The following is a 15,328-nucleotide window of genomic DNA, read 5'->3' on the forward strand; positions in this document are numbered from 1 at the left end:
TTTGATGGTATTCTTTATACAAGAGATTCTCTTGTCATTAATTTAGGTTGTGGAACACCTAGTAATTTCAAAATGGTTGGAGCAATATCGCCTAAAACACCATCTTTAATCTTCTTAATGTCCTTATCTACCAAAATCAACGGAACAGGATTAGTGGTATGGGCCGTATTTGGACTACCATCTGGGTTAATCATGGTTTCGCAATTACCGTGATCGGCAATTACAATAGAAGTATACCCGTTTTCAAGACCTGCGGTTACTACAGCTTTTGCACATTCATCAACCACTTCACAGGCTTTAATGGCAGCAGACATAACTCCTGTATGGCCTACCATGTCAGGGTTGGCAAAGTTCAAACAAACAAAATCAACTTCTCCTTTTTTCAATTCAGGAATAATAGCATCTCTAATTTCGTAAGCGCTCATCTCTGGTTGCAAATCGTAAGTGGCAACCTTAGGAGAAGGACATAAAAGACGTTGTTCACCATCAAACGGCTCTTCCCGTCCACCATTAAAGAAAAAAGTAACATGTGGATACTTTTCAGTTTCTGCAATACGAATCTGCTTTTTATGTGCTCTTTCTAAAACCTCACCAAGGGTATCTTCAATATTTGCTTTATCGTAAACTACATGAACACCTTTATAAGATGCGTCATAGTTTGTTAGCGTAACATAGTATAAATTTAATTTATGCATGTTCTGCTCATGCATATCCACTTGGTTTAGTACCTCAGTAAGTTCACGGCCACGATCAGTTCTGAAGTTAAAGAAAATAACTACATCATCTTCTGTGATTTTAGCAACAGGATTTCCATTACTATCCGTCATTACGATAGGCTCAATAAATTCATCAGTAACGCCATTATCATAATTTTCTTGCATTTTAGCGCCAATGTCAGTAGTTTTTTCGCCTTCGGCATTCACCATAACATCGTAGGCTTTTTTCACTCGTTCCCAGCGCTTATCACGATCCATAGCAAAATACCTTCCTACTACAGAAGCCAATTTTGTGTTTTTATCGGTACAAAAGTCACTAAGATCGGTCAAGAAACCTTTTCCACTTTTCGGGTCAACATCTCTACCATCGGTAAAGGCGTGAACGAACATGTTTTTAACGCCAGAATCATTTCCGGCCTTAATAAGTCCTTTAATGTGGTTGATGTGGCTATGAACCCCACCATTACTTACCAATCCTAAAAAGTGTACCGGCTTGTTATTTTTCTTGGCATAAGCAAAAGCATCTTTCAAGACTTTCTCGTCTTTAAGCGTATTTTCTTTTACAGCCAGATTTATTTTAGCTAAATCTTGATAAACGATACGTCCCGCACCAAGGTTCATATGTCCTACTTCACTATTCCCCATTTGACCTTCAGGAAGACCAACATTCATACCATCCGTAAGAAGGTTTGCATTTGGGTAGTTTTTATAAAGAGAGTCAACAAATGGAGTATTTGCATTGTCTACCGCGGAGACCTTGGGATTGGGAGATTTTCCCCAACCGTCAAGAATCATAAGTATTACTTTTTTGTTCATGGCTATGATAAATTAGATTATCAAAAGTACTGTGATCCAAGAGGAAATGCCAATTATAGCGATGCTTTTTTAATGCGATTTTAGCATTGTTAGAGATGCCACATTTTCTTGGCCTAAACGAGGTTTTCTAAATTGCCGACTAGAGGGATTACCTCTTTTTATCTACTTATGGAAAGCATTGTATAATGGTTGTTATTAAAGCGTTATCAATAATTTAAATGAATATTAGTAAAATATGAAAGTGTTAAAATTAAGTTATTATGACCCCCAAGTTGTAACAACTTCGCAAAATTCCAGTCTATCTTTATACAATCAATAAATATTCATCAATTTAAATCATTCATCATGAGAAAAACGTTTTTAACTTTCGCAATGGCCTGTTTGGTCGGAACTACTGCCGTAATGGCCAATGACACAATTACAACTACAGATGCGCCAGCATTTGAAATGTTTGACACTGTAGAACTAAATTCTTTCTGTAAAGCAATTATGCAAGGAGATTTGGAAACTGTAAAGAAACTTATAGAGCTTGGCGAGGACGTCAACAAAAAATCTTTAGGTATGACACCGGCAATTTTTGCTGCTCGTTATAACAAAGCCGAAATTTTAGAACTATTGATAGATAATGGTGCTAATCTTAAAATCAAAAGCGATAAAGGACACTCTATTGAAAAATATGCAGAACTTTCTAATGCTACTGATGCCTTAAGAGTAATTGAAACAGCGATGGGAAGCTAAAAATTTGAATTATCCCAATTGCTATGAAAAACTAAAAACCCGACCATATTAATATGGTCGGGTTTTTTTCATATAGTTTCTCGTAAAAGAGCAGTAAAGCGCTGCGAATTAAAAATCAAATCCGTTAATAGCTCTGTCTACAAACGCGTAAACAGCCATAAACAACATTAATCCACAAAATACCGAATATGCCTTTAGAAGTATTACTACTAATTCAGGTTTGCAGTTCTCAAATGCTTCGGTATATAAATTTTTAAAGTGCGATAGTGTTCCCATATAGTTTTATTTTAGATGCCTTGTCTAGGGGCATTGGTTATTGTAAAAGCTATAATGGTTAAATTGCTGCATTAGCAACGGTAGCATTTGGGAGGTGTAAAGATAGATAAATAAGGATACAACACGCTGCATTTCAACGAATTTAACAACAGTTCATGCCATTTTTGAAATAAAATGCAAAAGGCGCTTAAAACGAAATAATTTCGTTTTAAGCGCCTTTTAGATATGCTTTAAGAAGTCTTACTGGTTACGGTACTTTTCTATAGACTCCTGTATTTTTTCGATTCTGTTTTCTGGGTCTGGGTGTGTACTTTGAAATTCTGGAGCACGATCAGGTCCTGCCGCAGCCTTTAAAATTTCCATAACGTGAATCATTTCTTCAGGTTGATACCCAGAGTTTATCATAAAAAGAACGCCAAGGTCATCGCTTTCCAATTCATCACCACGACCATTTTTAAGTAGGGTATTTTGGCCAATTCCGCCAACTAATCCTCCCATATCGCCACCTACAGAAGCTCCAGTGGATAAGGTTTGCCAAAATTCGCCTTCGGCAATACGTTCTGCGGAATGTCTTCCGATAACATGGCCTATTTCATGACCAAGTACGCCTGCCAATTGCGCTTCGTTTAATTGTCTGAATAGGGCATAGGTAATGAAAACAGGACCTCCGGGTAATGCAAATGCATTAATGGTCTGATCATCTGCCAAAAGGTGAAAGTCATATGCATACGGAGTTTCTCTGGCAATACTGTTTTGTACAAGTTTATGACCAACTTGATCTACATATGCTTGTAATTTTTCATCAGGATATAATCCGCCATACTGCTGGGCAATTTCTGGAGTACTTTGTAGACCGATAGCAATTTCTTGTTCGGCACTCATATTAATAGTTTGTACTCTTCCGGTATATTTATTTTCTTCTTTACTGCTGCAGCGTTTTATAAACGCAAATGCTACAATAGCCAAGCCAATGAATATCCTTATTTTCCAACTTCCTCCGCGCATGGTATAGTGTTATTTATCAGCTCAATATACAAAAGACCTATAAAAGATCTGTATTGATATCTAAGATATTATCTTGTATGTAATTGGTTAAGAAGCCTTCTGTAAAATGTTCGCTACCGTAAAAATCTTCATCTTTCAATAATTGCATGATGTTTTTTCTGCGGAATTCTGTTAGCATAGGAACAGAAATAGGTGCGTAGCTAAAATGCCATGGCTCATATTTAAACCCTCTGCGGCCAGGTACATCGGTATATACTAAATGAAAATCAAAAGTCTTAGCATTTTCATCCATCCACTTTTTGAAATCGGCATAAGGTTCTCCTTCACCAAATTTAGAAGGTACCAACATATCTCCTTTTACGTTACGGTTCCCATCAACAATATCTATATCGGTTCCCCAATGATGACGACTAGTTCCTGGTATGGTAGAATATTCTATAATTTTATCAATGGCCTTTAAAGGAGTCATGCTACTGTCATCCGTATATTTTAGGTATTTGCGTTCCCAAATAGAACGCTGGCGCTCAAAATTACGATAGCTAGAAACCACTTTTAGGTCTATACCATCACTATATGCGGCTTTCTTCATTTCCACAAAGGCATCATGTGCTTCTTTGCGCAAATTAATACCCTTACCATAGAGTTTAATATCAGTCTTACCCATTAACTCTAAGATACTATATTCAAAATCTTTAGAAAATGCTAAATTGGGTAAAGCTGCCAAAGCTAGGCCAGCAACACCGCTCTTTTTTATGAATGCTCGTCGTTCCATCATACCATTATTGAATTTAATCGTGTTCACAATCTAGGCAAAGATATTCAAATTTGATGCCAAGAATAGATTGTGGTTATATTGATAACGTTTATGATGGGACAAATCTTGTAAAGTAGGGCATGATCTTTACATATCTTTATTAGAACTCTTTAATAAAGAAATCTTTTTTGTATAAAATTATTTTAAAGTCATAACCTCATTTGGTGAGATTAAAATTGTATTGATATTTTCTTAAAAAAATTATTCTTGATTTATATACAAGAATCCTTGATGTTTTACATCAATATCTTTCAAGTCAATTATGTAGAAATAAACTCCAGCGGGTAGTTTCTTTGAGGTAGCAACTACACTACTAACGTTGGCTGTACCCCCAAAAGTATTGTCGTAGTCAGTGGCTTCATAAACGGCGCGTCCCCATCTATTGTAAATAGTAAGTTGGTTATTAGGTGATAAAGAAACGGCATCTAAAACAAGAAAATCAGCTTTTCCGTCTCCGTTTGGTGTCATTAGATAATTACCCAAATCAACAGTCTGTCTGCTAAGGCTTCCACCAAAAGTAATAATGGTATAGTCATCTGGTATAAAAACGTCTGATGTTATTTCACCTTCATTAAAATCTCCTTCCATAGCGGTATTACCTAAATCCTCCCAAATGCTGTGTTCCGTATGCCAACCTACAACTCTTAAGTTTTCAACTTCATCCATAAAACTAGAAAGGCTACTATCCGTATCCCAACCTAAGGTAACTTTGGATGATACCTCTGTGTCTAAATCCCAAAATTCCTCATTACTTACAGATACTAAAATATCAGTTCTATTCTCTGTGCTAAATGTGGTATGAAAGGTAGATGGATGATTAGGGTCTTCGAAAAAGTAAGCCGACTTGGCATTTTCGTTAATTTGATTAGAAGATAGTTTTAAAGGCCTTAATTTATCAAAATGACCTATCGGAAAAATAAAATCTTGCTTATTTCTTACAGCTGAATATCCATCTACTTTGGTGAAATTAATATCACCATTATAAAAGGCATTATCTATATATTCTATATTGGTGTCAATAAGGAACCTAGGGGTAACCAAGTCTCCCGAAATAAAATTACTATTATTGGTAATACCAATACCGACCTCTAAAATCAGGTCATTATCCACAACTATTTCTAAGTCCTTAAAAACAGGTCTGAAAGCTCCGCTTATATAGGCAATATCTTCATTATAAAAACCAGCTAGACCCTTATTATCATCAAAGGAGCCATCATTAATTAAATTTTGGTAAAAACCAATCTGCGCATCTTCATGCATTTTCATGTTTCCAAAATTATGAAATGAGTCTTGTGCCGTTAGGGTATTAGTGCATATACCTAAGACCAAGCTACCAATTATTATTATGTGTTTTTTCATGTTTAATATCTATTGCTAAACTACAAAGTGAATATACAAGTTGATAAAAATGAACGACTTAAACTTTTTTACCATCCTTAGTATGTCATTTGTATGTTTGTTATCCCCATTCCTACATGGTAAATAGAAGAATCAAAGTACAACGGATTCACTGCCTTTTTGGAGGAGGTATAAATAACGTTTCCATTTCTTAAATAAGTAACCGTTCCTAAACAGTCTATATCTATACTTAACACATCCCCTATAGCATAACTTGAGACGTAACCTAAACTTCCGCCATTCTCTCTAATTTGTATTTGGGAATTTGATACTAGGTACATTGCATAATTAAGATTCGTATAAGATGCACTTGATGCAGGTGTATAACTTAATCCAACCATACCTAATAAGTTCGTTTGATTTGGCGTAAAATCCAACCTTCCGCCAATGGTTGGCTTAATTTCATGATTTAAACTATATCCTTGCGCATTCCAGCCCGCAGAGCCTGTTTTTAGTAGTTCGTTCCCATCATAGGTAATCAAACCACTTACCACCATATCCGTATTCAAAATGGTGTTAGAGGAAAGGGGAGTAATTGGTTGCAATACAAATCCACCGCTCAATGTACCTAAACCTGCGTTATTGGTAACGGAAATATCAAAATTTCCATAAGCTGATCCAGAAGTTATATTAGCCGTAATTTGGGTAGAACTATTTATAACAATAGAATTTATGGTTTGCCCTGCAACGGCAACAGTAGAAGCACCATCGAAATAGGCACCTTGAATTATAAGATTTCTGGTTTCGTTAAATTGAAATTGAGAACAGTTACCTATTCCGGCATTAGAATTTGAAACAATAGGCGTGTTACCTGGTACAGTGGGACTAAAATTCACATCAGGGTCAATACCATTAGAAAAAGTAAAAGATCCATCAGGATTAGTGGTAAAAGTAGATTTAATTGAGGAAACAACATATGGGTCTGCGGTTGTTCCGGTTCCGCTTATACTAACATTATCATTAGCAACAATTTTTGTTTCATTCCCTTCAGGAGTAAGTTTTTGCCAAATAGTTCCGTTAAATTGATATAGTAGTTTATCACTGCTATTGTAAATCAAAGAACCTTCAACCGGACTAACAATAGCATTAATCTCTGCTGTATTAGCAGTATGTATGTTCATCAGTTCATTGGCATTAGGAACTTGCGCAAAAGCTACTTTCGTTACTAAAAGCAGAAATATAAATAATAGATTTTTCATTTATTTATAGGTCTAAAATGGTGAACATAAATTCAGAATCAAATCGTATGCGGTCACCAGCTCCATTATCATTGTCTCCAATAATAACTTCAAAAGTGGTAGTGGTTTGATTGAAATAAGATATACCTGGATCATCGTTTCCGTTTCCACCTCTACCAATCTGTGATAGTTGAATAATATAATCAGAATCTGATGTTGCGCCAGCTGGCAGTGTAACAATGTAATGCCCTAAACCTGCTTGTTTCGTAATTGTGATTCCGGAAGTACCTTTTACGACTGTACCTGTGCTAGAAATTTTGGCAAAAGCTTTAATAGGACTTTCGTAAAAGACACCTGCGTCCGTACCTGCGGTCACACTGTTTCCAGCATCAGTGCTAATCTTTGGGTCTGATGAAGGAGCGTCTATCCAATCTGTTCCTGTTGCAGTAGATGATAATACCTGGCCAGCTGTTCCAGCTTCGCCATCCTTGTCTTCAAAACTGCCATCTAGTCGCATATTATTAGCTACATGAAGACTTTCGTCTGGAGTAACCGTACCAATACCTACGTTTTGAGATGCATCTATTAGCATGGCATTTGTTCCGTTGGTAGAGAAGCCTAATTGATTAGCGGCTAACCTGTACATTCCCATATCCGAATCACTATTAAAGCGATAAGAAGGAGCATTTGCAGTACCGTCTGCATTGGCAAAGGAAGTAGCTCTAACTTGGCCGCTAACTTGTAGTTTGTGAGTAGGGGTATCGGTACCAATGCCTAATCTGTTGTTTACACTATCCCAAAATAGTTGATTGTTATCTTCTGTAGGCTCTCCCGTAGCGCCGGCAAAGAAGACTGAACCTGTTGTTCCCGTATGGGTGAACGTGTTGGAATCTATCCAAGAAACAGAACCTGTATTATCAGTTACTAAAGTTTGGTTATTGCTTCCCGCAGCTATTTTTAAAGGAGTTACAGCACCATTGGCAATAGTTAAAGTAACATCTTCAAAAGTTGAATTAGCGCCGTTGGTTACCACTAGATCAGTAGAGGTGATACCACCACTTGCTAAACCGTCTACATAATTTTTAGTAGCTGCATCTTGCGCGTTTGATGGGTCTAATAAATTGGTTAAAGGATGACTGGCCATAGACAATGTGCCTGCCATGGCATCTCCGTTTACATTCAAATACCGAGCATCGTTTGTAGAAAGGTCGGTAGTTACTTCTTGCCACCCGGTCACATCATCATAAATAAAAGCAACCCCATTTCTATCTGCAGTTAAGCCAGATTCCCCGGAAACGATATAAATATCCGAATCTACACCTGTTGCAGGGAGGTTGGCTTCAAGTCCTGTTGAGGTACTGGAAAGGATTACGGCAACATTACCGTTTGCAGCCGGCACAACACCATTTACACTTCTTACCACACTGGTAACATCATCTGTTCCTCCAGCTTCATTATTAAAACGAAGTGTACTTCTGTTTCCGGTAACTTCTTCAAACGAAGTTATGGTTTCATTAATAGCAACGGTACTTGCATCAGGTTGCGTTATGGTTGCAATTTTATTCCCCGTAACTAAATCTGAAATATTCAAGGCATCTACTTCTAAAGCTCCAGTAGTGGCGTTCTGAGATAATCCAGCACCGGCAACATCAACATTGATTTTGGCAGCGGTCACCGCATCGTTCGCAATACTTAAAACTCCGGTGTTAGATATGTTAGCGTCTCCGCTCATTGCTACTCCTTGAGCGATATTACTGTTGTCGCCAACAAAAATATTTCCGTTTGTGAGGCTATTTACCGTTCCAACTTGATTGTCAACATATGTTTTCACAGCCAATTCTGTTGGGAATTTGGTGTTTGAGGCATCTGCAAGAGTTACATCTGCAGATTTGTTATTGGCATCTTCTTTTAGATCGATATTATTTTGAAGTGTGGTTTCGGCTGTTGTAGCTCTTAACTGCTCTGCTAAAATAGCAGCATCGGCATCGGCTTCGTTCTGGTTAACATCATTCTGAACTGCGGTAATATCTGCTGATTCTTCTAAAGCGGAAAGGTTAGCGGTTACTGAAGTTCCACCTTCACTAATTGTTAATATACTTGATGTATTTATGGTTACTCCAGTAATATCGTCATCGGCAGTAGCCGTAATTTGTCCGTCTACATAGGTCTTTACGGCAAGTTCTGTTGGGAACTTTGTATCGGTAACATCTGCAAGGGTAACGTCAGTCGATTTGTTTGCGGCATCTTCTTTTAATGCGATGGCTGCATCTGCGTCGGCTTCATTTTGGTCAACATCGTTTTGAACAGCAGTGATATCTGCAGATTCTTCCAAAGCTGAAAGATCTACGGTAACCGAAGTAGCACCTTCGTCTATTTTTAATACACTGGCAGCGTCTATAGAAGCAGCTGTAATGTCATCATCTGCACTTAGTGTTATTTGCCCGTCTACATAGGTTTTTACGGCAAGTTCCGTCGGGAATTTGGTATTAGTAGCATCGGCAAGATTGGTGTCGGTAGACTTGTTAGCTGCATTTTCTTTTAAAGCTATGGCCGCGTCTGCATCCGCTTCGTTTGTATCAATATCGTTTTGAACTGCTAGAATAGCTGCATCTGCATCCGCTTCGTTTGTATCAATATCGTTTTGAACTGCTAGAATAGCTGCATCTGCATCTGCTTCGTTTGTATCAACATCGTTTTGAACGGCAGTGATATCCGCTGATTCTTCCAAAGCTGAAAGGTCTACGGTAACGGAAGTAGCACCTTCGTCAATTTTCAAAACACTGGCAGCATCTATAGTTGCTGCTGTAATATCATCATCGGCAGTGGCGGCAATTTGTCCGTCCACATAGGTCTTAACGGCAAGTTCTGTTGGGAACTTTGTATCGGTTGGGTCTGCAAGGGTAACGTCAGTTGATTTGTTTGCGGCATCTTCTTTTAGGGCGATGGCTGCGTCCGCATCGGCTTCGTTTGTGTCGACATCGCTTTGAACGGCAAGTATAGCTGCATCAGCATCTGCTTCGTTTGCATCGACATCATTTTGAACTGCTAGTATAGCTGCATCTGCATCGGCTTCGTTTGCATCGACATCGTTTTGAACGGCAGTGATATCCGCTGATTCTTCCAAAGCTGAAAGGTCTACGGTAACGGAAGTGGCACCTTCGTCTATTTTTAATAAGCTGGCAGCATCTATTGAAGCTGCAGTAATATCATCATCTGCGGTAGCGGCAATTTGTCCGTCCACATAGGTCTTAACGGCAAGTTCTGTTGGGAACTTTGTATCGGTTGGGTCGGCAAGGTTAACGTCAGTCGATTTGTTTGCGGCATCTTCTTTTAGGGCGATGGCTGCGTCCGCATCGGCTTCGTTTGTGTCGACATCGTTTTGAACGGCAAGTATAGCCGCATCTGCATCTGCTTCGTTTGCATCGACATCGTTTTGGACAGCAAGTATGGCCGCATCGGCATCTGCTTCGTTTGCATCGACATCATTTTGAACTGCTAGTATAGCTGCATCTGCATCGGCTTCGTTTGCATCAACGTCGTTTTGGACCGCAGTAATGTCCGCGGATTCTTCCAAATCTGAAAGGTCGACTGTTACGGAGGTAGCACCTTCGTCAATTTTCAGAACACTGGCAGCATCTATAGTCGCTGCTGTAATATCATCATCTGCAGTGGCGGCAATTTGTCCGTCCACATAGGTCTTAACGGCAAGTTCTGTTGGGAACTTGGTATCGGTTGGGTCGGCAAGGGTAACGTCAGTGGATTTATTGGCGGCATCTTCTTTTAAAGCGATGGCCGCATCGGCATCCGCTTCGTTTGTATCGACATCGTTTTGAACCGCAAGTATGGCCGCATCTGCATCCGCTTCATTTGTGTCCACATCATTTTGGACAGCAGTGATATCCGCTGATTCTTCCAAAGCTGAAAGGTCTACGGTAACGGAAGTGGCACCTTCGTCTATTTTTAATAAGCTGGCAGCATCTATTGAAGCTGCAGTAATATCATCATCTGCGGTAGCGGCAATTTGTCCGTCCACATAGGTCTTGACGGCAAGTTCCGTCGGGAACTTGGTATCTGTAGGGTCTGCAAGAGTAACATCTTTGGATTTATTGGCGGCATCTTCTTTTAACGCAATGGCTGCGTCCGCATCGGCTTCGTTTGTGTCGACATCGTTTTGAACGGCAAGTATTGCTGCATCTGCATCCGCTTCATTTGTGTCCACATCGTTTTGAACAGCAGTGATATCCGCTGATTCTTCCAAAGCTGAAAGGTCTACGGTAACCGAAGTAGCACCTTCGTCTATTTTTAACACGCTGGCAGCATCTATTGAAGCTGCGGTAATATCATCATCCGCCGTGGCAGCAATTTGTCCGTCCACATAGGTCTTGACGGCAAGTTCCGTCGGGAACTTGGTATCTGTAGGGTCTGCAAGAGTAACGTCTGTGGATTTATTGGCGGCATCTTCTTTTAACGCAATGGCTGCGTCCGCATCGGCTTCGTTTGTGTCGACATCGTTTTGAACGGCAAGTATTGCTGCATCCGCATCGGCTTCGTTTGTGTCGACATCGTTTTGAACGGCAAGTATGGCCGCGTCTGCATCGGCTTCATTTGCATCGACATCATTTTGGACAGCAGTAATGTCCGCCGATTCTTCCAAAGCTGAAAGGTCAACGGTAACCGAAGTAGCACCTTCGTCTATTTTTAAAACACTTGCGGCATCTATTGAAGCTGCAGTAATATCATCATCTGCCGTGGCAGCAATTTGTCCGTCCACATAAGTCTTAACAGCAAGTTCCGTTGGGAACTTGGTATCGGTAGCGTCGGCAAGAGTAATGTCGGTTGACTTGTTTGCGGCATCTTCTTTTAATGCGATAGCAGCATCCGCATCTGCCTCATTTTGATTTACATCGTTTTGGATAGCAGTTTCAGCGGCAGTAGCTCTAGTTGTTTCGGCTAAAATTGCAGCATCGGCGTCTGCTTCGTTCTGGTCAACATCATTCTGGATAGCAGTTTCGGCAGCAGTTGCTCTGTTTGTTTCTGCGAGTATTGCAGCGTCCGCATCGGCTTCGTTTGTGTCGACATCGTTTTGAACGGCAAGTATTGCTGCATCCGCATCCGCTTCATTTGTGTCCACATCATTTTGGACAGCAGTGATATCCGCTGATTCTTCCAAAGCTGAAAGGTCTACGGTAACGGAAGTGGCACCTTCGTCTATTTTTAATAAGCTGGCAGCATCTATTGAAGCTGCAGTAATATCATCATCTGCGGTAGCGGCAATTTGTCCGTCCACATAAGTCTTGACGGCAAGTTCCGTTGGGAACTTGGTATCTGTAGGGTCGGCAAGGGTAACGTCAGTCGATTTGTTTGCGGCATCTTCTTTTAGGGCGATGGCCGCATCAGCATCTGCTTCGTTTGTGTCGACATCGTTTTGAACGGCAAGTATGGCGGCATCCGCATCGGCTTCGTTTGTGTCGACATCGTTTTGAACGGCAAGTATAGCTGCATCCGCATCCGCTTCGTTTGCATCGACATCGTTTTGAATGGCAAGTATAGCTGCATCCGCATCTGCTTCGTTTGCATCGACATCGTTTTGGACAGCAGTAATGTCCGCGGATTCTTCCAAATCTGAAAGGTCAACGGTTACCGAGGTAGCACCTTCGTCTATTTTTAATAAGCTGGCCGCATCTATTGAAGCTGCAGTAATATCATCATCTGCGGTAGCGGCAATTTGTCCGTCCACATAGGTCTTGACGGCAAGTTCCGTCGGGAACTTGGTATCGGTTGGGTCAGCAAGAGTAACGTCAGTGGATTTATTGGCGGCATCTTCTTTTAAAGCGATGGCTGCGTCCGCATCGGCTTCGTTTGTGTCGACATCGTTTTGAACGGCAGTAATATCTGCAGATTCTTCCAAAGCAGAAAGGTCAACGGTAACGGAAGTTGCTCCTTCGTCAATTTTCAAAACGCTGGCAACATCTATAGTCGCTGCTGTAATATCGTCATCTGCGGTAGCGGCAATTTGTCCGTCCACATAGGTCTTGACGGCAAGTTCCGTTGGGAACTTGGTATCGGTTGGGTCTGCAAGAGTAACGTCTGTGGATTTATTGGCGACATCTTCTTTTAGAGCGATGGCCGCGTCCGCATCGGCCTCATTTATATCAACATCGTTTTGAACTGCAAGTATGGCCGCATCTGCATCCGCCTCATTTGCATCAACATCGTCTTGAACTGCAGTGATATCCGCGGATTCTTCCAAAGCAGAAAGGTCTGCAGTAGTGTTATTTCCGTTTTCAATATCAATATTTAAAAGAGAGGTTGCAGCGTCTAAATTAGCATTTTCCAGATTTTGGTTGTCCGTACCAACAAAGTTTATTGCATTAGTACCATTACTAAAAGTATAGCTACCATCTAGATTGTCTACTAAGTTTGCTTTTGAAATTACAGCAGAAATACCCGCTTCATTGGTATAGGTTACGGTACCATCATTATTATCCAATAATGCGGTGATGGTTTCCCCAGCCGCAATGTTAACACATAGACTGGACCAAATATTACCTTTGTATTGAAAGAGGCAATTCTGATCGGTGTTAAAGACCAATGCGCCATTTAAGGGGATAATACTGTTCATTTGGGCATTGGTAACGCGCGTTACCACAAATACTCTAGTGGAACTTTCTAATTCCATTAATGAGGCCGCATCAATCTGATTTATGTTATCTCCAATTTTTACCTGCGAAAACGCTAAGTGGCTTAAAAAGAGAAGTACGACGAGGGGAACGTGTTTCATCTTCATTTTTTGAATTTATAACCACTTATTATGAGAATAAATGGTAGGTCTGTTATAGTTGACTTTTGAAAAATGTATCCAAAAGTTTGGTTTCAAATAATTTTGAAGAAGAATTTAGATTCGCTTATGGCTAATCCTTGTAGGGAGGCAAGGAGTATGGAATCAACTTTTTAATTTAAAAAAATAACAGAATATTCTTACAAATTTGATTGTGCGAATAGCGTGTTATTTTTTGATAGTAGATTATCCTTTATCAAAGCTTCTTCAATCTTTTTTATGTAAAATTAAAGTCTGATCGACGAACTGCACACTATTTGTTGTGAAGTGAAGGGAAAGTGTAGTGTCTTAGGAAGAAAAAGTTGTAAGAAAAAAATGTAAGTAGGAGGGTATTGTGTAAAAGATCGATGAACGGTATAAAAAAAAGAGGTCCATGGACCTCTTTTTTTAGAAATTAATCGTTCGCCAAATATAAAAATCCTTGGAATTCAAGGTCCAAATCGTCTAGTGTAACAATATAGAAATACACCCCAGAAGGAAGGCCTTGATCTCTTGTTACGACAAAATTATTTTGTGTTGAAAGTCCGTTGAACTCATTTGTATAATTCGACTTTTCAAAAACTTTGAGTCCCTCACGGTTATAAATCTGTACAAAATTGTTGGGTGATAACGTCAATTCCGGAATCTCAAGAAAATCATTAATACCATCGCCGTTAGGAGAAACAAAATAATTTTCTAGCTCTAAAAAATCTCTAGGTTCACCCATGGCGGCAAACGTAAGTACTTCATAATCGTCCGGAATAAAAGAACCGGAAGCTACAATGCCTTCGTTTAAATCTCCTGCAGGTGCCGAACCACTAAGGCTTTCCCAACTATTGGTTGCTTTGCTATAACCTACAATGGCAATTTCGCTTACATCATCGGTTAAAATGCCAATGTTACTACGCTCGTTCCAAGAGAGTTGTATGGAAGAAGGTGTGGAACCTTCTAAATGCCAAAATTCTACTATACTGATATCGCCAATTTCTGCGGCTTTATTATTTGTGTTAAATGAACCGGATAGCGTAGTAGGGCTGTTAGCGTCTTCTAAAAAGTAGGCACATCTTGCCAAGGTGTTAACACCTTCTGAACTTAATATTAAAGGACGCAATTGTTCCGTATCTCCCACAGGGAAAATAAAATTTTGTTGATCGTTTACACTGGCATAACCATCTACTTTGCTAATATCACTCTGGCCATTTGGAAAAGCATCTGCCAAGAAGTTAAGGGTAATAGCAGGTTGTGCGCGATCGGTAATGACATCTCCGGTAATAAAGTTAGCGTTGTTTAATACGTTTAGGGAGGTTTGCACATTAGTAGCAGTACCAGTTACAAATTCTACATCATAAAGGGTAGCGGGTAAGCTGCCACTTATGGTGCGAAAGTCATCTCCGTAAAAACCGACCAAGCCCAGATTTTCATCAAAACTACCATCATTAATTAGATCGGTATGAAAACCCAGGACACCACCTTCATGAATACGGAGGTTACCGGCATTGTACAAAGCTTCTTGTGCCTGTACGCCCGATGCCAAAATTAGAGCCGCTATGTATAAGATGTGTTTTGTCAT

Annotated in this window: 9 protein-coding genes; 1 reads left to right on the forward strand and 8 read right to left on the reverse strand. The window is 39.8% G+C overall.

The genetic code is table 11. From position 1 onward, the window contains the following. Positions 1-14 precede the first annotated feature (14 nt). Positions 15-1,532 (reverse strand): 2,3-bisphosphoglycerate-independent phosphoglycerate mutase, encoded by a 1,518-nt coding sequence (gpmI, locus tag IWB64_RS10550; RefSeq protein ID WP_194533967.1) that lies wholly within the window; start codon positions 1,530-1,532, stop codon positions 15-17. 345 nt (positions 1,533-1,877) lie between these two features. On the opposite strand from gpmI, the gene IWB64_RS10555 reads away from it, so the two are divergent. Then, positions 1,878-2,270, forward strand: coding sequence for an ankyrin repeat domain-containing protein (locus tag IWB64_RS10555; protein ID WP_194533968.1), 393 nt, complete (start codon positions 1,878-1,880; stop codon positions 2,268-2,270). 108 nt (positions 2,271-2,378) lie between these two features. Here the strand turns inward: IWB64_RS10555 and IWB64_RS10560 are convergent, their stop codons facing one another. From IWB64_RS10560 to IWB64_RS10590, 7 genes are all read right to left on the reverse strand, one after another. After that, positions 2,379-2,546 carry a DUF6747 family protein gene (locus IWB64_RS10560; RefSeq protein ID WP_194533969.1) on the reverse strand — a complete coding sequence of 56 codons (168 nt, stop codon included), beginning with the start codon at positions 2,544-2,546 and terminating at the stop codon, positions 2,379-2,381. 240 nt (positions 2,547-2,786) lie between these two features. Then, on the reverse strand, positions 2,787-3,551 hold the full coding sequence (locus IWB64_RS10565; protein WP_194533970.1) for a M48 family metalloprotease: 765 nt from the start codon (positions 3,549-3,551) through the stop codon (positions 2,787-2,789). A 37-nt stretch (positions 3,552-3,588) separates the two neighbouring features. Further along, a complete protein-coding gene (locus tag IWB64_RS10570) occupies positions 3,589-4,323 on the reverse strand; it encodes a M15 family metallopeptidase (RefSeq protein ID WP_194535861.1) in 735 nt (244 codons plus the stop codon). A gap of 243 nt (positions 4,324-4,566) precedes the next feature. Beyond that, positions 4,567-5,724: a gliding motility-associated C-terminal domain-containing protein gene (locus tag IWB64_RS10575; RefSeq protein WP_194533971.1), complete on the reverse strand. Its 1,158-nt coding sequence runs from the start codon at positions 5,722-5,724 to the stop codon at positions 4,567-4,569. A gap of 77 nt (positions 5,725-5,801) precedes the next feature. Beyond that, complete coding sequence (locus IWB64_RS10580) at positions 5,802-6,962, reverse strand: hypothetical protein (RefSeq protein ID WP_194533972.1); 1,161 nt, start codon at positions 6,960-6,962, stop codon at positions 5,802-5,804. A gap of 4 nt (positions 6,963-6,966) precedes the next feature. Next, entirely contained in the window at positions 6,967-13,722 is a 6,756-nt protein-coding gene (locus tag IWB64_RS10585; RefSeq protein WP_194533973.1) for a hypothetical protein, read from the reverse strand. A gap of 451 nt (positions 13,723-14,173) precedes the next feature. Continuing rightward, on the reverse strand, positions 14,174-15,328 hold the full coding sequence (locus IWB64_RS10590; RefSeq protein WP_194533974.1) for a gliding motility-associated C-terminal domain-containing protein: 1,155 nt from the start codon (positions 15,326-15,328) through the stop codon (positions 14,174-14,176).

Source organism: Zobellia nedashkovskayae, assembly GCF_015330125.1.
Classification (GTDB): Bacteria; Bacteroidota; Bacteroidia; order Flavobacteriales; family Flavobacteriaceae; genus Zobellia; species Zobellia nedashkovskayae.

Bases quoted from the DNA above. Each gene is read 5' to 3' on its own strand.
- gpmI (WP_194533967.1), bottom strand. From the start codon at position 1,532: ATGAACAAAAAAGTAATACTTATGATTCTTGACGGTTGGGGAAAATCT.
- IWB64_RS10555 (WP_194533968.1), top strand. From the start codon at position 1,878: ATGAGAAAAACGTTTTTAACTTTCGCAATGGCCTGTTTGGTCGGAACT.
- IWB64_RS10560 (WP_194533969.1), bottom strand. From the start codon at position 2,546: ATGGGAACACTATCGCACTTTAAAAATTTATATACCGAAGCATTTGAG.
- IWB64_RS10565 (WP_194533970.1), bottom strand. From the start codon at position 3,551: ATGCGCGGAGGAAGTTGGAAAATAAGGATATTCATTGGCTTGGCTATT.
- IWB64_RS10570 (WP_194535861.1), bottom strand. From the start codon at position 4,323: ATGGAACGACGAGCATTCATAAAAAAGAGCGGTGTTGCTGGCCTAGCT.
- IWB64_RS10575 (WP_194533971.1), bottom strand. From the start codon at position 5,724: ATGAAAAAACACATAATAATAATTGGTAGCTTGGTCTTAGGTATATGC.
- IWB64_RS10580 (WP_194533972.1), bottom strand. From the start codon at position 6,962: ATGAAAAATCTATTATTTATATTTCTGCTTTTAGTAACGAAAGTAGCT.
- IWB64_RS10585 (WP_194533973.1), bottom strand. From the start codon at position 13,722: ATGAAACACGTTCCCCTCGTCGTACTTCTCTTTTTAAGCCACTTAGCG.
- IWB64_RS10590 (WP_194533974.1), bottom strand. From the start codon at position 15,328: ATGACAAAACACATCTTATACATAGCGGCTCTAATTTTGGCATCGGGC.